19 protein-coding genes and 1 pseudogene are annotated in these 17,827 nt (G+C 70.0%); 11 read left to right on the top strand and 9 right to left on the bottom strand.

Annotated elements, in window-relative coordinates; translation table 11 throughout:
- Window positions 1-37: 37 nt before the first annotated feature.
- The gene (locus tag ASF88_RS18655; protein ID WP_055922383.1) at window positions 38-256 is read left to right on the top strand and encodes a hypothetical protein; all 219 of its coding nucleotides are present in this window, start codon (window positions 38-40) and stop codon (window positions 254-256) included.
- Between the two features lie 13 nt (window positions 257-269).
- Here ASF88_RS18655 and ASF88_RS18650 read toward each other — a convergent pair whose 3' ends face one another.
- Both ASF88_RS18650 and ASF88_RS18645 read right to left on the bottom strand, forming a co-directional pair.
- Window positions 270-458, bottom strand: coding sequence for a hypothetical protein (locus tag ASF88_RS18650; RefSeq protein WP_055922379.1), 189 nt, complete (start codon window positions 456-458; stop codon window positions 270-272).
- Between the two features lie 61 nt (window positions 459-519).
- Window positions 520-1,149: a TMEM175 family protein gene (locus ASF88_RS18645; RefSeq protein WP_055922377.1), complete on the bottom strand. Its 630-nt coding sequence runs from the start codon at window positions 1,147-1,149 to the stop codon at window positions 520-522.
- A gap of 26 nt (window positions 1,150-1,175) precedes the next feature.
- Between ASF88_RS18645 and ASF88_RS21020 the strand changes: the two are divergent.
- A pseudogene (locus ASF88_RS21020) lies at window positions 1,176-1,607 on the top strand (NUDIX hydrolase); the annotation flags it as partial.
- Between the two features lie 41 nt (window positions 1,608-1,648).
- Here ASF88_RS21020 and ASF88_RS18635 read toward each other — a convergent pair.
- The 5 genes from ASF88_RS18635 to ASF88_RS18620 all read right to left on the bottom strand — a co-directional run bounded on the left by ASF88_RS18635 (window position 1,649) and on the right by ASF88_RS18620 (window position 4,778).
- On the bottom strand, window positions 1,649-2,224 hold the full coding sequence (locus tag ASF88_RS18635; RefSeq protein WP_235493547.1) for a cysteine hydrolase family protein: 576 nt from the start codon (window positions 2,222-2,224) through the stop codon (window positions 1,649-1,651).
- A 45-nt stretch (window positions 2,225-2,269) separates the two neighbouring features.
- A complete protein-coding gene (locus ASF88_RS20550) occupies window positions 2,270-2,881 on the bottom strand; it encodes a hypothetical protein (protein ID WP_157498429.1) in 612 nt (203 codons plus the stop codon).
- A gap of 111 nt (window positions 2,882-2,992) precedes the next feature.
- Entirely contained in the window at window positions 2,993-3,124 is a 132-nt protein-coding gene (locus ASF88_RS21075) for a hypothetical protein (RefSeq protein WP_268765658.1), read from the bottom strand.
- A gap of 164 nt (window positions 3,125-3,288) precedes the next feature.
- Complete coding sequence (locus ASF88_RS18625; protein ID WP_055922368.1) at window positions 3,289-3,690, bottom strand: DUF6855 family protein; 402 nt, start codon at window positions 3,688-3,690, stop codon at window positions 3,289-3,291.
- Window positions 3,691-3,749: 59 nt separating this feature from the next.
- Window positions 3,750-4,778 (bottom strand): serine hydrolase domain-containing protein, encoded by a 1,029-nt coding sequence (locus ASF88_RS18620; RefSeq protein ID WP_055922365.1) that lies wholly within the window; start codon window positions 4,776-4,778, stop codon window positions 3,750-3,752.
- Between the two features lie 145 nt (window positions 4,779-4,923).
- Between ASF88_RS18620 and ASF88_RS18615 the strand changes: the two genes are divergently transcribed.
- Genes ASF88_RS18615 through ASF88_RS18600 form a run of 4 tightly spaced genes read left to right on the top strand, consistent with a single transcriptional unit; the run spans window position 4,924 to window position 9,743 of the window.
- Window positions 4,924-6,222, top strand: coding sequence for an ABC transporter substrate-binding protein (locus ASF88_RS18615; RefSeq protein WP_055922361.1), 1,299 nt, complete (start codon window positions 4,924-4,926; stop codon window positions 6,220-6,222).
- 10 nt (window positions 6,223-6,232) lie between these two features.
- Window positions 6,233-7,198 (top strand): carbohydrate ABC transporter permease, encoded by a 966-nt coding sequence (locus tag ASF88_RS18610; RefSeq protein WP_235493546.1) that lies wholly within the window; start codon window positions 6,233-6,235, stop codon window positions 7,196-7,198.
- Window positions 7,195-8,100, top strand: coding sequence for a carbohydrate ABC transporter permease (locus ASF88_RS18605; protein WP_055922355.1), 906 nt, complete (start codon window positions 7,195-7,197; stop codon window positions 8,098-8,100). The genes ASF88_RS18610 and ASF88_RS18605 overlap by 4 nt, the downstream gene beginning before the upstream one ends.
- Window positions 8,097-9,743 carry an amylo-alpha-1,6-glucosidase gene (locus tag ASF88_RS18600; RefSeq protein WP_055922351.1) on the top strand — a complete coding sequence of 549 codons (1,647 nt, stop codon included), beginning with the start codon at window positions 8,097-8,099 and terminating at the stop codon, window positions 9,741-9,743. The genes ASF88_RS18605 and ASF88_RS18600 overlap by 4 nt, the downstream gene beginning before the upstream one ends.
- Here ASF88_RS18600 and ASF88_RS18595 read toward each other — a convergent pair.
- Window positions 9,721-10,380, bottom strand: a complete 660-nt coding sequence (locus tag ASF88_RS18595; RefSeq protein WP_055922348.1) for a GntR family transcriptional regulator — start codon at window positions 10,378-10,380, stop codon at window positions 9,721-9,723. The two genes, ASF88_RS18600 and ASF88_RS18595, sit on opposite strands and share 23 nt — an antisense overlap.
- Before the next feature lie 127 nt (window positions 10,381-10,507).
- Between ASF88_RS18595 and ASF88_RS18590 the strand changes: the two genes are divergently transcribed.
- The 5 genes from ASF88_RS18590 to ASF88_RS18570 are packed head-to-tail and all read left to right on the top strand — an operon-like array spanning window position 10,508 to window position 17,524.
- On the top strand, window positions 10,508-12,529 hold the full coding sequence (locus ASF88_RS18590) for a beta-galactosidase (RefSeq protein WP_055922346.1): 2,022 nt from the start codon (window positions 10,508-10,510) through the stop codon (window positions 12,527-12,529).
- A 19-nt stretch (window positions 12,530-12,548) separates the two neighbouring features.
- Window positions 12,549-13,925 carry an aminomethyl-transferring glycine dehydrogenase subunit GcvPA gene (gcvPA, locus tag ASF88_RS18585; RefSeq protein ID WP_055922343.1) on the top strand — a complete coding sequence of 459 codons (1,377 nt, stop codon included), beginning with the start codon at window positions 12,549-12,551 and terminating at the stop codon, window positions 13,923-13,925.
- Window positions 13,922-15,526, top strand: coding sequence for an aminomethyl-transferring glycine dehydrogenase subunit GcvPB (gene gcvPB, locus ASF88_RS18580; RefSeq protein WP_055922340.1), 1,605 nt, complete (start codon window positions 13,922-13,924; stop codon window positions 15,524-15,526). The genes gcvPA and gcvPB overlap by 4 nt, the downstream gene beginning before the upstream one ends.
- A 31-nt stretch (window positions 15,527-15,557) precedes the next feature.
- The gene (locus ASF88_RS18575) at window positions 15,558-16,775 is read left to right on the top strand and encodes an ATP-NAD kinase family protein (protein ID WP_200935326.1); all 1,218 of its coding nucleotides are present in this window, start codon (window positions 15,558-15,560) and stop codon (window positions 16,773-16,775) included.
- Entirely contained in the window at window positions 16,766-17,524 is a 759-nt protein-coding gene (locus ASF88_RS18570) for an SDR family NAD(P)-dependent oxidoreductase (RefSeq protein WP_055922334.1), read from the top strand. Before ASF88_RS18575 ends, ASF88_RS18570 begins: the two co-directional genes overlap by 10 nt.
- A gap of 22 nt (window positions 17,525-17,546) precedes the next feature.
- Here the strand turns inward: ASF88_RS18570 and csrA are convergent, their stop codons facing one another.
- A complete protein-coding gene (gene csrA, locus ASF88_RS18565) occupies window positions 17,547-17,783 on the bottom strand; it encodes a carbon storage regulator CsrA (RefSeq protein WP_055922331.1) in 237 nt (78 codons plus the stop codon).
- Window positions 17,784-17,827: the final 44 nt, after the last annotated feature.

Genomic DNA, 17,827 nt, shown 5'->3' with positions numbered 1-17,827 from the left:
TCTGGTCGAGTGGGCCCGGACAGCGTACGCTCACGCTATGAGCACCCCAGAAGGCGACGCCCGCGAGAACCTCGAGGGCAGCTACACCGAATCCGACGACGAAGGACCCCACGAGCGCACGGTCCACGGGCAGTACACCGAGACCGAGGGCGACCCGGGCCCGGATCCCGACGTCGAGGGAACGTACACCGACGCGGACGAACCCGCCGACGCCCCCGAAGGCGAGTACACCGACGGCGACTACCGGGAGCCCTGAGCGACCGCCGCGATCAGCTGTACTTGTTGCGGGCCTTCACGGCCTGCTTCTTGGCGCTCTTGCGCGCCTTCTTCACGTCCGGGCTGTTCCAGAACGCCGTCATCGCGTCGACGATCTGGTCGTAACGCTCCCGCCCCGCCCGCGCGCCCAAGATGTAGGCGGTGACGATGATCAGGAACACGAAGAATGTCTTGGGTCGCATGCCGCGACGATAGCCCTCGACCCCCGCTCTGGGAAGGCCCGTCGGCGAGCGGCCCGCGCACTCAGGCGCCCGCGCTCGCCTTCGAGCGGAAGAGCCTGGTCAGGAGGATGTGAAGCGGCTTCGAGAGGAACAGGATCAGCAGCCAGAACATCCCGACGTGCGGGAAGAGCACGGCGAGCGCCAGCGCCACCGCCATCAAGATCACGAACGTCCAGCCGCGCAGCAGATCGGCCTGGCCGGCGGCCTCCGGCAGTAGCAGCCCGGGCGTGCGGACGATGACCAGCTCCATGACCTGCATCGTCAGCGTCGCCAGCAGGAGGTTGCCGACGTAGAGCGCATAGACGTCCGGCTGACCGTTCGGGCTGTCCGAGAGCACATTGGCGGTGAACGGCATGAATACGATCGCCGCCAGCCAGAGGATGTTGAGCCACAGAAGACCGTTGGTGTAGCCGTCGATCCAGTCGAACACCTCGTGGTGCACCATCCAGAGCCGTGCGATGACGACGAAGGAGATGGCGAAGGCGAGCAGCTGCCAGAAGTTGTCGTTGAAGTAGGGGCCGATGCCCTCTTTGACGACCTCCGGGCTCGCGTCCACCAGCGGGAGGATCAGCAGCGTGATCGCGATCGCGACCACGGCGTCGGAGAAGTTGACCAACCGGTCGAACCCCCGCTGCGTGCGTATCACCGCCATACGCCCCATAGTGCCAGACTGCTTGGATGCCGCACCTCAACACCGGGCCGGGCGAGTACGACCTCACCGCGAGCGCCCTGATCCTCCGGGAGATCGACGGGCGCCTGCACCTCCTGGTGCACCGGCACCGCAAACTCGGTCTCCTGATGCAGCCGGGAGGCCACGTCGAGCGCACCGAGGACCCGTGGGCAGCCGTCGCGCACGAGCTGCGCGAGGAGTCCGGCTACGACCTGGGTCAGCTGCTCCTCCTGCAGCCGACGCACCGCATCGATCACGCCCCCGGCATCGCGGTCCTCCCCCAGCCGCTGTGCGTGGACGTGCACCCGATCGGCGACGACCACTTCCATACCGACCTGCTGTACGGCTTCGTGACGACAGCGGATCCGGCGGGACGACCCGGCGACGACGAGTCGCAGGAGCTGCACTGGGTGCCGGTCGACGTGCTCGGCACGCCGGAGGGGCCGGCCGACCTCGCGCCCGGCCTCGCCGAGGTCGCCCGTTACGCGAGCGCGTCGATGAAGGCGTCGATGCTGGTGACGGTGACGCCGCCACGGGCGAACACCTTCTCGGTGAGCACCCGGTGGACCTCCGGGTCGGAGTCCCAGCAGCCGTCCTCGAGCACGACCAGCCGGTAGTCGCCATCGGAGGCGTCGCGCACCGTCGACAGCACGACCCCGCTCGTCGCGACGCCCGTCAGCACGAGCGTGTCGACTCCTCGGGCGGCGAGCTGCTCGTGGAGGTCGGTCGTGCTGAATGCGCCGACGCGCTTCTTGCGCACCACGATCTCGTCGTCGGCGGGAGCGATCCGAGGATCGATCTGCGTGTGCGCGGCGTTCGCGTCCAAGCGCTCGGCGGCGCCTGCGAAGCGGGAGGTCGCCGGGATGCCCGCGACCTCCTCCGCGGTGACCGCGACGCGCACGTAGCCGATAGTGAAACCGGCTGCGCGCGCGGCCTCCTTGGCGCGGGTGAGCCCGGCGAGGAAGGCGTCGGAGTCGGGCAGGCGCTCCAGGATGCCGGGCTGGAGGTCCATGAGCAGGAGCGCGGTGGTCGACGGGTTCAGATCGAGATCGTTCACATAGATAAACTACCTCGCCCGAGCCGCCGAATCACCACCCTCAGATCAGAGCCACATCCCACGTGAAGACCAACTGGTCATGCCGAAGCGGGCGCCCCCGAAAGTGCTCGCCAGTTCCAGGCCGCGCACCATGATGTCAGGCGGGAGGATCCGCGCGATCACGTCCAAAGCGGTGTACTGATTCAACGGAGTGTCGAACGGGAATCCGACTGATATCCACCCTTCCTCGAGCGATCCGTCTTCCAAGATGACCATGTCGATAACCACGTCAGCGGATCCGCCTGCGTAGGTCTCTCCGAATACGGTTCCAGGGTGTGCCCGAGCCGAACGATAGAGATCGGCACCTAGCGACGTGATGCCGTCAACGAAGTTTGCTGGGGTGATCTCTTCAAGCAATTCGTAGTCGCTCGGCGTCGGGAGCAACTCGCCGCGCCGATACAGCGACTCAAAATAGCGGTATGCGTCTCGAAGTTCGCCGCTCGCATGAGTTGGGCTGAACGCGAGCAGCCAGCAAACATCGTTGTCGGCATCCCAACGTGTAACAGCGCGCCATCGGTTGTGGTGGAGGCTGAGATAGACGCCGTGGGGCTCAAGCCCCCGGATCGGCTCGCCCTCTGCAGGAGCTCCCTCACGCTTGTTGACGAACGCTCTCAGCACATCATGGCGCGGCTTTATGGAACGCGCGTCGCGGCCGGAATCCTCATCGGCGAGGCTCAGATCGTCTCGAAGGCACCGCGTGGTTACCCTCAGGTGAGGCGAGTACACCAATCACTGCGCGCGAAGCGCCGCCGCAGCTCGTTCGGCGCGATCACGCCGCTCGGAACGCTGCCGCTCTTCGATCTCCAGACCCGACATGTGCCGAGCGTCGTCGATGCGCTGCCGAATGTCCTCGATTGGCATGGCATTAATTGCCGAGACGAGACGCTCTGCACGACTCTGGTGAGTCTCCGCAGCGGGAGCGCTGGCATGCGTAGTCCTTGGCATGAATGCAGCATAACGATGCAACCTCTGCCCGGACAGGGTGAAACCGCCGTCCCGCCGGGTGAAAACGGCCCGATGCTCTACTACCTCGCCCGCGCCTTGTTGTTGCGCGCGTCGTGCGTGAGCTCGATGAGTCCGAGCGCCTCCAGCAGCGGGGGCAGGTACATCCCGAACCGGCCGCGGTAGCCCTTGCGGAGGCCGTACCAGCCACCCACCGGGTTGCCCGGATCGCGACCCCACGCCTCGATCGTCCCCTCCGCAGCGGGCTTGTTCTCGTCCGCGGCGCCGAGCGGCACCCAGTCGCCCTGCTCCCGCAGCCACGCCGCGAGATCGTCGACGGCGCTCGCGCGGTAGCTCAGCCGGGTGGAGCCCACCTGGCAGACCAGCGCGGGCGGGTCGCCCGCGTCGTCGCGGTACATGGTGTACTCCGAGGTGCCGGGAGCCGTGGTCAGCTGCCACGGGTCGTCCTTCGTTCCGGCGTTCATGACGCCCTCCGTCCCGGGGCCGCCGGCCTCCCGCGGCCCCTGCCGAAAGTCTGGACCGTTCAGCCGCACGCCACCAGGACCGCGTCGCTCACGTCGCTGAGGTGGCGCAGCGCCCGTCGTCGCTCGTCGGCGGTGTTCGTCAGGTAGGCCACGACGAGGTCGCGCGCCGGATCGGCCCAGACGTTGCAGATGCTGCTGCCGTTGTGGCCGAACGTCCGCGGGTCGGCGCGGGAGCCGGTGGGCCGGGCGAGGCCGATCGGTCCGCCGAGCTGGAAGCCGTACGACCAGCGCACCGGATGGCCCATGATGCGGTCGGGCTCGCCGTCGCTGGAGACCTCCCTCGCCGTCGCGATCGTCTCGGGCCGCAGCACGCCCTCTCCGCCGGCGAGCAGTAGCCGGTAGAACTCCGCGAGCTCCCGCCCGTTGGTGCTGAGCGCGGCCGCCGGCACCGGGACCGCACGCGTGCTCGGGCGGTTGAACAGAAGGGTCCTGGCGCGCTCAGGAGCGCTGAGCGCGCGCAGCGGCACCCCGCGGGAGGCCCGCGCCTCCGGCAGGCCGAGGGTCGTCTCGGTCAGGCCCGCCGGCCGCAGGAGGTTCTCGGCGATGAACCGCTCCACCGGCATCCCGCTGACGCGTCGCACGAGTTCGCCGAGGATGAAGCCGAAGCTGAGCACGTGGTATCCGACCACCTCCCCCGCCGGCCAGCGTGGCCGGGCATCCTCCGCTGCGACGACCGACCGCAGCGGGTCCGTCAGCCGCACGGTGTCGCCGAGGAGGGTGCCCGTGGAGTACGGGACGCCCGCGCGATGCGAGAGGACGTGCCGGACGGTGATGTCGGCCTTGCCGCCGCGCGCGTAGGCGGGCCAGTGCGCCGCGACCGGGTCGTCGAGCCGGAGCATCCCGCGCTCGACGAGCAGGTGCACGGCGAGGGCCACGAAGGGTTTGCTCACCGAGAACGTGTAGAACAGAGCGTCGGGCCCGCACCCGGTGCGGCGGTCGAGGAGGACCTCCCCGCCCCGCAGCACGGTCAGCCAGGAGGCGCCTCCGCGCGCGTCCACCAGGTCGGTGACGCGGCGGAAGTCAGGCATGCTCGCATCCTCGCGCGCGGCCGGAAGGCATGCAAGGAGGCACTTGCATTCGACATCTGCCTACTGTATACAGAATACAGACGTACCCGCGCTGCATCCTGGCGCACCCCCAACACAGCAGAGACTCTCAAGGAACGAGGTACTCATGTCTCGCGTCGACTCAAAGGTGAGAAGGGCGCTGGCCATCACGGCGGCCGCCGCACTGGCACTCGGACTGGCCGCCTGCTCGGGCTCCGGCTCGGGCTCGGGAACCAAGACGGTGGTCTGGTCCACCTGGGGAACCCCCGAGGAACTCACCCGGTACAAGGAATTCGACACCCAGTTCATGAAGGAGCACCCCGACATCAAGGTCGTGCTCCAGCCGGTCGCCGACTACGGCGATTACCACACCAAGCTCCTCGCACAGCTGGCCTCCGGCACCGCGCCCGACGTCTTCTACATCGGCGACGACAAGATCGGCCAGTTCGTCAACTCCAAGGCGCTGCTGCCGCTGACCTCCCTGATGAACTCGAGCGCCAGCAAGACCAAGCCGGCCGACTTCGCGCAGGGCCTGTTCGGCGCGACCAAGAAGGGCGACGAGATCTACGCGGCGCCCAACGACTCCAACCCCGACGCCCTCTGGTACGACAAGGCCGCCCTGAAGAAGGCCGGCGTCACCGACGACCCGGCGAAGCTCGCGGCCGAGGGCAAGTGGACCACCGAGGCGTTCCTCGACATGAACCAGAAGCTCCACAAGGCGGGCCTGACCGGCTCGATGTTCTGGAACTACTGGTCGACCCACTACAGCTGGATCTCGTCGCAGGGCGGCACGGCATTCGACGACTCGGGGAAGTTCGTCGCCAACACCGACCCGAAGAGCGTGAAGGCCATGGACGTCCTCGCGAAGAACTTCCAGAACGGCACTTTCGTCGTCGCCGACACCCTCCCGGAGGGCGCGGGCGCCGACAGCGTGTTCGTCACCCACAAGGCCGGCTTCTTCGTCCAGGGCCGCTACACGATCGGCACCGTCAAGGCAGCGGGCGACCCGGAGAACTACGACGTCGCCCCGTGGCCGACGCCCTCCGGAAAGGCCGCGCCGACCGGCGTGGCGGTGAGCTACCTCGCCATCAACGCCAAGACGAAGAACAAGGACGCCGCGTTCACCTTCTGGACGAACTTCCTGTCGGCCCAGGGCCAGACCTTCCGCCTGAAGGGCGGCGGCAACGCGGTCCCGTCGATCAAGGGCGCCGACTCGGTCGTCCTCGACGGCTACCCGGCGCACGCCCAGACCATGCTCGACATGCGCGACATCGGCTTCGAGGATTACACCACCGAGGCCTCCGTGCCCGGCCTGTCCAGCGACATCAGCGACAAGATGCTGGCGCTGTACCAGGGCAAGGAGTCCACGCAGGCCACGCTCGACGACGTCGCGAAGATGATCGCCGACAAGACCGGCGGCAAGTGAGGCGAACGACGTGAGCGCATTGGGAGAAGCATCGGTCGTCACCGAGGCCGAGGTCACCCCCGCTCTGCCGGGCGGGCTCCGCAAGGAGTCCGCCTGGCGGCGTCGCGACCGGCGCTGGGGCTACGTGTTCGTCGGGCCGCAGCTGCTCGGGATGGCGCTCTTCGTCGTCGTGCCGTTCATCGCGAGCCTCGTGCTCGCCTTCGCCCACTGGGACGGTCTGAACGACCTCAGCTGGGTCGGCTTCGACAACTTCAAGACCGAGCTCACCGATCCGCTGTTCGGGAGGTCGATCCTCAACACCCTGCTGATCGCACTCATCACGGTGCCGATCGGCCTCGGGCTGGCCGTGGTGCTGGCCGTGGCCCTGGAACGGCTGAAGACCCGCACGCTCTACCTGATCCTGTTCTTCGCACCGGTGGTCACCTCGTCGGTGGCGGTCGCGATGATCTGGCAGCAGCTGTTCCGCAAGGACGGCGTGATCAGCGGCTTCATCGCCTCGGTCTTCCACGTCGCGCCGCCGGACTGGCTGGGCGACCCGCACCTCGCGCTCCTGGCGGTGTGCATCGTCACGATCTGGTCGTCCGTCGGCCTCAACGTGATCATCTTCCTGGCCGGCCTCCAGAACATCTCGCCCGCTGTCATCGAGGCGGCCCGCCTCGACGGCGCCGGCGCGCTCACCCTGTTCTTCCGGGTGCGCCTGCCGTTGCTGTCGCCGATCATCTTCTTCTCGACGGTCATCGCGTTCATCAGCTCGCTGCAGACGTTCGACACCGTGTTCATCCTCACGGCGAACGCCGGGCCCGACAACGCCACCCGCACGATCGTCTACCACATCTACGACCTGGGCTTCGGCAAGTTCCAGTTCGGGCCGGCCAGCGCGGCCTCCATCATCCTGCTGATCATCACACTGGTGATCACGGGCATCCAGTTCACCGCGCAGAAGAAGTTCGTCCACTACGAGGATGGTGCCGCATGACCACCGCCGAACTGACCTCGACCTCCACCGCCCCCGCGGCACCCGCCCCGCGCGCACCGCGAACCGGCAAGGGCGCCGCCCGGGCCCGCAAGGCCGTCCTCCACCTCGTGCTGCTGGCCGGCGGAATCGCGATGGTGTTCCCGTTCCTCTGGATGCTGTTCACCTCGTTCAAGTCGCTCCCCCAGCTGCTGAACGACCCGCTGAGCCTCTGGCCGCAGCCGTTCACCCTGCAGAACTACGTGGACGCCTGGAACGACGTGCCCTTCGGGTCGGCGTACTGGAACACGATCTACATCGCCGTGCTGGTGGTCGCCGGAACGCTGATCACCGCCGCGATGGCCGGCTACGCGTTCGCCCGCATCCCATTCCGAGGCAGCCGGGTGCTCTTCATCGTCTTCCTGGCGACGCAGATGATCCCGATGCAGGTGACGCTGATCCCGTTCTACTTCCTGATGGCCCGCCTCGGCTGGGTGGACTCCCACCTCGCGCTGATCGTGCCTGCGGCACTCGCGAACCCGTTCGCCGTGTTCCTGATGCGCCAGTTCGTGCTGTCCCTGCCGAAGGAGCTGGAGGAGGCGGCGATCGTCGACGGCGCAGGCCGCTGGCGGATCTTCTGGAGCATCATCCTCCCGAACCTCAAGCCCGGGCTCGGCGCGCTCGCGATCATCGTGGCGCTGAGCACCTGGAACAACTTCCTGCTGCCGCTGGTGATCCTCAACTCGCAGGAGAACTTCACGGTGCCGCTGCTGCTGCAGAGCTTCCGCGGCCAGTTCGGCTCGGTCAACTACGGCCTGATCATGGCCGCCTCGGCCATCGCCACCATCCCGATGCTGATCGCGTTCGTGATCGGGCAGCGGCGCATCCTCAACAGCATGGCGGCGTCGGGGCTGGGCGGTCGATGAGCATCCCCGATCGTGTCTCGCCGTTCCTCGACCTGGTGTCGGCGCCGTTCACACTTCCGGGGTCGCGCCTCCTGGTGTTCCGCGACGCTGCGCTGCCCGACTCGCTGACCATCCGGCTCGCCGAGTACGAGCGCGACCTCGACGACTGCGTGCTCGTGCGGACGCTGCGCGTGCTCGACGGCGAGGGGCACGTCGCTCCCGTGTCGACCGTGCATCCCGACCGCATCGCGTTCAGCGGCACCGACGTGACGGTGACCTTCGACGGGCCCGCGGCGCTGAGCGTGGGCGGCGGCGGGACATGGTCCGTGGAGGTCGGCCTCCCCTCGGACGGTGCGCCCACGTTGTACTCCTCAGCGGATGGCGCAGTGTGGATCTCCGCCGACGGGGTCTCTCGTGTCCCGGCGGAGGCGCACGAGACCGCTCTCGCGGCGACGACTGCGGTGTGGGACGAGTGGTTCGCCCGCACGCCCGCCGTGCGCGACGACCTCGCCGACATGACCGCCTTCTGCTGGTGGGTGCTCGGCGCCAACATCGTCTCGTTGCCCGGCCGCGGGGCACGGGCGGTCGTGCCGTCGAAGATCGGCTACGTCGGCCTCTGGCAGTGGGACGCGTACTTCATCGCCTCCGGTCTCCGGCACGGCGACCCCGAGCTGGCGCGGGAGCAGCTGGAACTGGCGTTCGCCTACCCGAGCGCCGACGGCCAGCTGCCGGACGTCGTGCACGACGAGGGCGTCCTCGCGTCGAGCGACGACCTCCCGCCCGGCGACAGGGAGAACCTGCGCCGCGCCGGCTCTGCCATCGCCGACCCTTCCGCGCCGATCCCGCTCACCAAACCGCCGCTCGCCGCCTGGGCGCTGCGCCGGCTGGAGGGCTTCGTCGACGACCCCGCGTTCTTCGACAGAGCGTGGGAGGTCGTGGCACGCAGCCAGGAGTGGTGGTTCACGCATTCCGACCTCGACGGCGACGGGATGCCCGAGTACGGGCACCCCTACTCGTCCGGGCTCGACGACAGCCCGGTCTTCGACGCGGAGCTTCCGGTCGCGTCGCCGGACCTCGCGGCCTACCTGATCCTGCAGGACGACCTCCTCGCGGCCCGGGCGCGGTCGGTCGGGGATGCAGCAGGAGCTGCGCGCTACGCCGCGCGGGCCTCCCGGACACTGGGGCTGCTGGAGGGGATGTGGGATGACGCCTCGGGCTACTTCCGGTCGTCCGGCGCGGGCACACCGATCGCCGCGGAGACGGCGGTGTCGCTGCTGCCCCTCATAACGGGCCGGCTGCCCGGTCGCTACGTGACCGGCATCGTCGCAGCACTCTCCGACCCCGACCGCTTCGCGACCACCTGGAGCGTGCCGACCGTCGCCCGTCGCGACGCCCACTACTCCGATGAACGCATGTGGCGCGGCCCGGTCTGGGTCAACGTCAACGCACTGCTGGCCGAAGGCCTCGCGGTGTCGGGGCACGCGTCGCGGGCGCGCGAGCTGATCGAGGAGACGCTGCGCCTGGTCATCCACGGCGGCGGACCCCACGAATACTTCAACCCGACCACGGGCGAGAGGGCGCGCACGGCGACGACGGCCTTCGGGTGGTCGGCCGCGCTGTTCGTGGACCTGTCGGTAGCGGTCAGCCCAGCCGCTCCCATTTGATGCCGGCGTCGGCGAGCAGTCGGCGCATGCCGTTGGTCCAGTTCTCGGAGAGGGCCGCCTTCGCGGCGGGCACGTCGCGCTCGACGAGGTGGCGCGCGATCTCGGCGTGCTCCTCCGCGGAGCGCTCGACCAGCACCTCGTCGCCCACGAGAAGCGACTCGTAGCGGTGGATGGCACTACGCACCTGGGCGATCTGCTCCAGCAGCTTCTTGTTCGGGCAGGCGCTCAGCATGAGGTTGTGCCACTCGTCGTCCTTGCGGTTGACGACGGCGTGCTCGGCGACGTCGTCCGAGAAGGCGGCGGCCAGAGCACCCAGGCGCTCGCCGAGCGCGGACAGCTCGTCGACGGGCGAGAGGTCGAGCGCGAGGCCCTCCAGGGTGACGATGATCGGGCAGAGCTCCTCGAACTCGCGCGCACTGAGCGGCACGAACCGGAAGCCCTTGCCGTTCTCGCTCTCGATCTGGCCCTCCGACTCGAGGGCGATGAGGGCCTCCCGCAGCGGCGTGCGCGACACACCGAGCTCGGCGGCGAGCTGCACCTCGTTGATGCTCTCCCCCGGGCGCACATCTCCGGCGCGCATGCGCGCGATCAGTTCCTCGCGGACCTGGGAACGCAGGTTCTTGCGCTCGATCGCCATGTGTGACCCTCCTGGCCGGACTCGTGGTCGTCAGCTTAGGGCTTGACCCGTGGCTTCGATCCCTTTAGCGTTGCTGTATACAGAATACAGTCGACACTGACCACACACAAGCGATCCGAGGAGACCGATGACGATCCCCGAGCCCCGGAGCATCCGGCTCGACGCTCTCGCCTACGGCGGGGACTACAACCCCGACCAGTGGCCGGAGGAGGTCTGGGCCGAGGATGTGCGGCTGATGGTGGAGGCCGGCGTCAACATCGTCACGCTGCCGGTGTTCTCGTGGCCGCTGCTGGAGCCCGAGCCCGGCCGCTGGGACTTCGCGGGGCTCGACCGGATCATCGACCTGCTCTGGGCCTCCGGCATCACGATCGACCTGGCCACGGCCACCGCGACGCCTCCCGCCTGGCTGGTGCGCGAGCACCCCGAGGTGCTGCCGTGGAACGCCGACGGAGTGCGGCTCGAGTTCGGCTCGCGCCAGTCGTACTGCCCGAGCTCCCCCGTGTTCCGGCAGGCAGCGCTGCGTCTGACCCGCGCCCTCGCCGAGCGCTACGGAGAGCACCCCGCCCTCGCGCTCTGGCACGTCTCCAACGAGTACGGCGACCATGTCGCGCGCTGCTGGTGCCCGGAGTCGGCGCGGCACTTCCGCCGCTGGCTGGAGGCCCGCTACGGCGACATCGCCGGCCTCAACGAGGCGTGGGGCACGAGCTGCTGGGGCCAGCACTACCTGAGCTTCGACCAGATCGAGCCGCCACGGACCGCGACCGGTCCGATCAACCCGGCGCACGTCGTCGACTTCGAGCGGTTCTCGTCCGACGCCCTCCTCGAGCTCTTCACGGCCGAGGTCGACGTGCTGCGGGAGGTCACCCCCGAGATCGCGGTGACCACCAACTTCATGAGCCTCTTCCGCGAGCTCGACTACTGGGACTTCGCCGACGCGGAGGACCTGGTGACCGACGACGCCTATCCCGACCCGGCCGACCCGCACGCCCACGTGGCCGCGGCCCTCAATTACGGGCTCATGCGCAGCCTGAAGGACGGCCGCCCGTGGCTGCTGCTGGAGCAGGCGCCCAGCGCCGTGAGCTGGCGCGACGTCAACGTGCCGAAGGCGCCGGGGCAGCTGCGGCTCGGCAGCCTCCAGGCCGTCGCCCACGGCTCAGACGGCGTGATGTTCTTCCAGTGGCGGCAGGCGAAGTTCGGGCCCGAGAAGTTCCACTCGGCGATACTCGGTCACCGCGGCGAGCGCAGCCGCAGTTACCGGGAGTCGAAGGCGCTCGGCGCCGAGCTGAAGAGGCTGGAGGCCGTGCGCGGCACCCGCGTGCGCTCATCCGTCGCGCTCGTGGCCGACTGGGACGCCTGGTGGGGAGTGACGCAGACCGAGTCGATGCCGTCGCAGCGGCTCGACTGGCTGATCGAGGCGCGGGCCTGGCACGCTGCGGCCTTCGCGCTGGGGCAGCCAGTGGATGTCTCCCGCGCCTCCGGGCCGTTCGGTGATCACCGCGTCGTGCTCGTCCCGAACCTCTATGCGGCGACGGCAGAGCAGGCGGAGGCGCTGAGCGCGTTCGTCGCGGCCGGCGGCCACGTGGTCGTGGGCCCGTTCTCCGGGGTCGTCGACCACCGCGAGCAGGTGCACGCCGGGGGAGCGCCCGGCCCGCTCCGCGACCTCCTCGGCGTCGAGGTGGACGAGTGGTGGCCGCTGGCCGACGGTGCGCACCGCGCGGTCGAGCTGGGCGGCGTCCTGCACTCCACGAGGGTCTGGGGCGAGTGGATCGAGGCGGCGCCGGGCACCGACGTGCTCGCCCGCTTCGCCGACGGCGACCTCGTCGGCCTCCCGGCGCTGACCCGGCGCGCGCACGGCGACGGCGCCGCCTGGTATCTGGCCGCCGGACTGGACGACGCCGGGATGCGCGCGGTGCTCACCGACGTGTTCACGGCCGCCGGCGTCGAGTTCGGCGAGCCCGACACCTCGCTGGAGGTCGTCACCCGCACCGACGGCGTCACCGACTTCACCTTCGTGCTCAACCACGGCCGGGAGGCGCGGGTCGCACCGCGCATCCCGGGCGGCACCGACCTGCTCACCGGCGCGGACGCCGGCGCGGGACTGCCGCTCGGGGCGTTCGGCGTCGCCGTGATCGAGCACCCGACCGTCTGAAACACCGAGAGAGGCCAGCATGACTCACCCCTTCGTCCATCCGTATGTGCCGAACACGGCACCCGAGTCGCGGCAGGCGATGCTCGACGCCGTCGGTGCAGCGAGCGTCGAGGAGTTCTACGCCGACGTCCCCGCCGACCTCCGGCTGGGACGCGACCTCGACCTTCCGGAGCCGCTCGTCGCCGAGCAGGATCTGGTGCGTCACGTCGGCGGGCTCCTGCGCCGCAACCGCGCCGTGGAGCCGGGGCGGCTGTTCCTCGGGGCCGGCACCTACAACCACGCGGTGCCGGCGGTTGTGGACGAGGTCATCAACCGCAGCGAGTTCCTCACTGCCTACGCAGGTGAGCCGTACGAGGACCACGGGCGGTTCCAGGCGCTGTTCCAGTACCAGTCGCTGATGGGCGAGCTGCTGAACCTCGACGTGGTCAACGTACCCACCTATGACGGTTACCAGGCGGCGGCAACCGCGCTGGCGATGGCGACCCGCGTCACCGGACGCCGTGGAATCCTGCTCGTCAGCGATGCCCACCCGGACAAGCTCTCGAAAGTGCGCGACTATCTGCTGCCGGTCGCGGACCTCCACGTCGTGCCGACCGTGAACGGCGTCGCTGACGTCGCCGCAGCGACCGCCCTCATCGGCCCGGACACCGCCGCGGTGTGGGTCGAGACGCCGAGCTTCCACGGAGCGCTCGAGACCGCCGTCGCCGAGCTCGCCGACGCCGCGCACGCGAGCGGAGCGCTGCTGGTCGCCGGCACGGACCCGATCGGTCTCGGTGTGCTCGCCTCCCCCGCCGATCACGGCGCGGACATCGTGCACGGCGACATCCAGTCGCTCGGGCTGCACCCGTGGTTCGGCGGCGCGCACGGCGGCTTCATCGCCGTCCCCGACGACACCCGGCTCGTGATGGAGATGCCGTCGCGGCTGTTCGGCCTGGCCTCCACCGACGTGGAGGGCGAGTACGGCTTCGGCGACGTCGCCTACGACCGCACGTCGTTCGCGGTGCGCGAGGAGGGCAAGGAGTGGGTGGGCACCGCGGCCGCCCTGTGGGGGATCGCCGCCGGCGTCTACCTCGCTCTGATGGGCCCGCAGGGGATGGCCGAGCTCGGCGACACCATCATGTCCCGAACGGCATATGCCCGCGCCGCCCTTACCGCGGTGCCCGGCGTGACCGCCGCCGACGACGCCATCCACTTCCGCGAGTTCGTGCTCGACCTGGGGGAGGCCTCCCTCACCGTGCCCGCGCTGGTGTCCGCCCTGCGCGCCCGCGGCTTCGAGCCGGGCCTCGCGCTGGATGACATGCGCCTGCTGGTATGCGTCACCGAGCAGAACACCCAGACCGACATCGACGACCTCGCCGCCGCGTTCGGCGCCGTTCTGAAGGAGAGCGACCGATGAGTCTCCCCATCGCCCCCAAGCCCGCGCTGCGCCGCTTCCACCAGGCCCGCTGGGACGAGCCCATCGTCTTCGAGCTGCACACCCCCGGTGAGCGCGGTGTCATCCCCTCGCGCACGGAGGACGGCGTGCGCGCCGCCGTCGGCGACGTGGTCGCCGCGCTGCCGGCCTCCCTGCGCCGTGCCGAGCCGCCCGCGCTGCCCGAGATCGGTCAGATGCGCGTGCTCAAGCACTACCTCCGGCTGAGCCAGGAGAACCTCGGCGCCGACCTCAACGTCGACGTGGGTCAGGGCACCTGCACCATGAAGTACGCGCCGAAGGTCAACGAGGCGATCATCCGCACTCCCGACCTCACCGAGCTGCACCCGCTGCAGGACCCGGAGGCGGCGCAGGGCGTGCTCGAGATCATCTGGCGCACCGAGCGGATGCTCGCCGAGATCTCGGGGATGAGCCGGGTGTCGCTGCAGACCAGCGGCGGGTCGGAGGCCATTTGGGCGAACATCTCGATGATCCGCGCCTACCACGCCTCCCGTGGCGAGGCGGAGACCCGCGACGAGGTGATCACGACGATCTTCTCGCACCCGTCGAACGCGGCGGCCGCGAAGATGGCCGGCTACAAGGTCATCACGATCTTCCCCGACGCCGACGGCTACCCCGACGTGGAGGCGCTGCGCGCGGCGATCTCGCCCCGCACCGCCGCGATCATGGTCACCAACCCGGAGGACACCGGCATCTACAACCCGCGCATCCGGGAATGGGTCGACCTGGCGCATTCCGTCGGAGCGCTCGCGTCGTACGACCAGGCGAACGCCAACGGCATCCTCGGAATCACGCGTGCTCGCGACGCCGGCTTCGACGTGTGCCACTTCAACCTCCACAAGACCTTCGGCACGCCGCACGGCTGCGGCGGCCCGGGCTCCGGCGCCAACGCGGTGTCGGAGGCTCTGGTGCCGTTCCTGCCGGGACCGGTGGTGGAGAGGGTCGGCGACCGTTTCGTGATCGACGCCGACCGGCCGCAGTCGATCGGATCGGTCGCGCCGTTCTACGGCGTCGTGCCGAACATCGTGCGCACCTACGCGTGGATCCGCGCGCTCGGCGCTCCCGGGCTGCGCGCCGTGGCCGAGACGGCGGTCCTCAACAACAACTACCTGATGAAGCTGGTGCTCGACATCCCCGGGGCCAGCGCTCCCTACGCCACCGGGCGCCGCCGCATCGAGCAGGTGCGCTACTCGTGGCAGGAGCTGTTCGAGGAGACCGGGATCACCTCCGAAGAGATCGGCATCCGGGCGAGCGACTTCGGGATGCACTACTGGACCAGCCACCACCCCTACGTGGTGCCTCAGCCGTTCACCCTGGAGCCGACCGAGTCGTACTCCAAGGCCGAGCTCGAGGAATACGCGCGTGTGCTGGCCGAGGTCGCACGGGAGGCGCGCGAGACGCCGGAGGTCGTGCGGACCGCCCCGCACAACCAGACCGTGCACCACACCCACCACGACGACCTCGACGACCCCGAGCGCTGGGCGGTGACGTGGCGTGCATACCGGCGCAAGCACTTCGGCGAGGGTGCGGCCGCCGCTCCGGTGCTGGAGGGCGCGGTCGCGTGAGCCCGCTGGCGCGGCGATCGGCGGTGCAGCCGTGAAGATCGGGGTGATCGTCAACCCCGTCGCCGGCATCGGCGGGCCCGCGGGCCTCGCCGGGAGCGACGGCGTCGCGGTGCAGCGCGAGGCGCTGCGCCGCGGCGGGCGGGCACGGGCCGGCGACCGGGCGGTGGAGGCGCTCCGGGTGCTGGCCGTCGCCCGGCCGGGCACCGAGGTGCTCACGGCCGCAGGCGCGCTCGGCGAAGACGCCGTGCACTCCGCCGGACTCATGCCTCGCGTCGTATACACGCCTCCGGCCCTCCCGAAGGGCACGTCGTTGTCACTTTCGACGCCGGCAAGCGACAACAACGTGCCCCTCGGCGGCGGGTTCGGGACGACCGGGGACGACACGGCCCGCGCGGCGGCAGCGCTGCACGCGGCCGGCGCCTCGCTCGTCCTGTTCGCGGGCGGCGACGGCACCGCCCGCGACGTCGCCCGCGGGCTCCCCTCCGGCACGCCGATGCTCGGCATCCCGGCCGGGGTCAAGATGTATTCGGGCTGTTTCGCCGTAGGCCCCGCTGCGGCCGGCGCTCTAGCTGCCGACTGGCTGGATCACGGCCTCCCGACGGCGGAGGCCGAGGTGCTCGACCTCGACGAGGAGCTGCTGCGAGCAGGCCGGCCCGAGCCCCTGCTCTTCGCCCTCGTCCCTGTGCCGGTCGCTGCCGGGCGGACGCAGGCGCGCAAAGCGCCGACGCCGGCGAGCGCCCAGGATGCGGTGCGCCGGGCGGCCACGGGCGCCGCCGATCGCCTGCGAGCCGGCACCCGCTACCTCCTCGGCCCCGGAGGGACGACCGTCGAGCTCGGCCGCCTCCTCGGTCTCGACACCTCCCCGCTCGGCGTCGACGTCATCCAAGATGGGAAGCTGCTCGCCCGCGACGTCACCGAGCAGCAGGCCTACGAAGCGGTCTCCGGGCACGACGCGCAGGCGATCGTCACCGTCATCGGCGGCCAGGGCTTCCTGCTCGGCCGCGGCAACCAGCAGCTCTCGGCCCGGGTGATCTCGGAACTGGGCGACCACCCCCTGCTCGTCGTCGCCACCGAGCAGAAACTCATCGACCTCGCCGGCCGGCCGCTCCTGGTCGACACCGGCGACACCGCGCTCGATCGGCACCTGGCCGGCCACGTCACCGTGGTCACCGGACCCGCCGGCACGAGCCTCTACCCTGTCAATGCCGCTTCGGCGGCCCCCATCGAAGGAGAACCCGAATGCGTCTAGCCGGCAAGTCCGCCATCGTCACCGGAGGGGCAGGCGGCATCGGCCGCGCCACCTCCCTCGCCTTCGCCGCGGAGGGCGCGCGGGTCGCGGTCGTCGATCTGCAGCAGGATGCCGCTGAGGCCGTCGCCGCGGAGATCCGCGCCGGGGGCGGCGAGGCGATCGCGTTCGGCGCCGACGTCTCGGCCGAGGCCGACGTCGAGCGCGTGGTGGCGGCGACCGTCGAAGCGTTCGGCGGCATCGACGTGTCGTTCAACAACGCCGGAATCATCCGCCGGACCACGGCCGTGGAGACCACGGTCGAGGAGTGGGACCGCGTCTTCGGCGTCAATGTGCGCGGCGTCTTCCTGATGTGCAAGCACGTCGTCCCGGTGATGGCCGCGGCAGGCAAGGGCTCCATCATCAACACGGGCAGCGGCTGGGGGCTCAAGGGCGGCGGGCAGGCGATCTCGTACTGCGCCTCCAAGGGCGCCGTGGTGAACATGACCCGCGCGCTCGCGATCGACCACGGCCCGCAGGGGATCCGCGTCAACTCGATCAACCCCGGCGACGTCAACACGGGGATGCTGCGCGACGAGGCGCGTCAGCTGGGTCAGGAGACCGGCTCGTTCCTCGCGGAGGCGGCCGACCGGCCGCTGCGGCGGATGGGCGAGCCCTCCGAGATCGCCGCGGCGGTCGTCTGGCTCGCGAGCGATGAGTCGTCGTACGTCACCGGCACCGCGCTCGTCGCCGACGGCGGCGGCATCGCCTAGCTTCGGTGGAGGATTTGCGCCTCTACAGGCCTAGGGACTTCTTGATAAGTTCCTCGGGATCGTCGGCGGCGGCCGCGTGCTCGCGAGCCTCCTGATTGGCCTCGCTGACGGCCTGCACGACCTCGTCACGCTGGATGCGGATGCCGCGCGGGGCGTCGATGCCGACGCGCACGCCGTCGCCGCGGACGTCGAGGATGGTCACGACGATGTCGTCGCCGATGAGCACGCGCTCCCCGATTTTCCGCGTCAATACCAGCATTGGACCAGCCTATCCGGCGGCGCGGCCCCGCGGCAGAACCTGGT

Source organism: Leifsonia sp. Leaf336 (assembly GCF_001423695.1).
Classification (GTDB): Bacteria; Actinomycetota; Actinomycetes; order Actinomycetales; family Microbacteriaceae; genus Leifsonia.
This window is presented reverse-complemented; position numbering and strand designations above follow the sequence as displayed.

What these genes read in the sequence shown, in the direction of transcription:
- ASF88_RS18595 (WP_055922348.1), bottom strand. Translation starts at nt 10,380, where the DNA reads ATGGCGATCGAGCGCAAGAACCTGCGTTCCCAGGTCCGCGAGGAACTG.
- gcvPB (WP_055922340.1), top strand. Translation starts at nt 13,922, where the DNA reads ATGAGTCTCCCCATCGCCCCCAAGCCCGCGCTGCGCCGCTTCCACCAG.
- ASF88_RS18615 (WP_055922361.1), top strand. Translation starts at nt 4,924, where the DNA reads ATGTCTCGCGTCGACTCAAAGGTGAGAAGGGCGCTGGCCATCACGGCG.
- ASF88_RS18570 (WP_055922334.1), top strand. Translation starts at nt 16,766, where the DNA reads ATGCGTCTAGCCGGCAAGTCCGCCATCGTCACCGGAGGGGCAGGCGGC.
- gcvPA (WP_055922343.1), top strand. Translation starts at nt 12,549, where the DNA reads ATGACTCACCCCTTCGTCCATCCGTATGTGCCGAACACGGCACCCGAG.
- ASF88_RS18600 (WP_055922351.1), top strand. Translation starts at nt 8,097, where the DNA reads ATGAGCATCCCCGATCGTGTCTCGCCGTTCCTCGACCTGGTGTCGGCG.
- ASF88_RS18650 (WP_055922379.1), bottom strand. Translation starts at nt 458, where the DNA reads ATGCGACCCAAGACATTCTTCGTGTTCCTGATCATCGTCACCGCCTAC.
- ASF88_RS21075 (WP_268765658.1), bottom strand. Translation starts at nt 3,124, where the DNA reads ATGCCAATCGAGGACATTCGGCAGCGCATCGACGACGCTCGGCACATG.
- ASF88_RS18620 (WP_055922365.1), bottom strand. Translation starts at nt 4,778, where the DNA reads ATGCCTGACTTCCGCCGCGTCACCGACCTGGTGGACGCGCGCGGAGGC.
- ASF88_RS18625 (WP_055922368.1), bottom strand. Translation starts at nt 3,690, where the DNA reads ATGAACGCCGGAACGAAGGACGACCCGTGGCAGCTGACCACGGCTCCC.
- ASF88_RS18655 (WP_055922383.1), top strand. Translation starts at nt 38, where the DNA reads ATGAGCACCCCAGAAGGCGACGCCCGCGAGAACCTCGAGGGCAGCTAC.
- ASF88_RS18590 (WP_055922346.1), top strand. Translation starts at nt 10,508, where the DNA reads ATGACGATCCCCGAGCCCCGGAGCATCCGGCTCGACGCTCTCGCCTAC.
- ASF88_RS18645 (WP_055922377.1), bottom strand. Translation starts at nt 1,149, where the DNA reads ATGGCGGTGATACGCACGCAGCGGGGGTTCGACCGGTTGGTCAACTTC.
- ASF88_RS18605 (WP_055922355.1), top strand. Translation starts at nt 7,195, where the DNA reads ATGACCACCGCCGAACTGACCTCGACCTCCACCGCCCCCGCGGCACCC.
- csrA (WP_055922331.1), bottom strand. Translation starts at nt 17,783, where the DNA reads ATGCTGGTATTGACGCGGAAAATCGGGGAGCGCGTGCTCATCGGCGAC.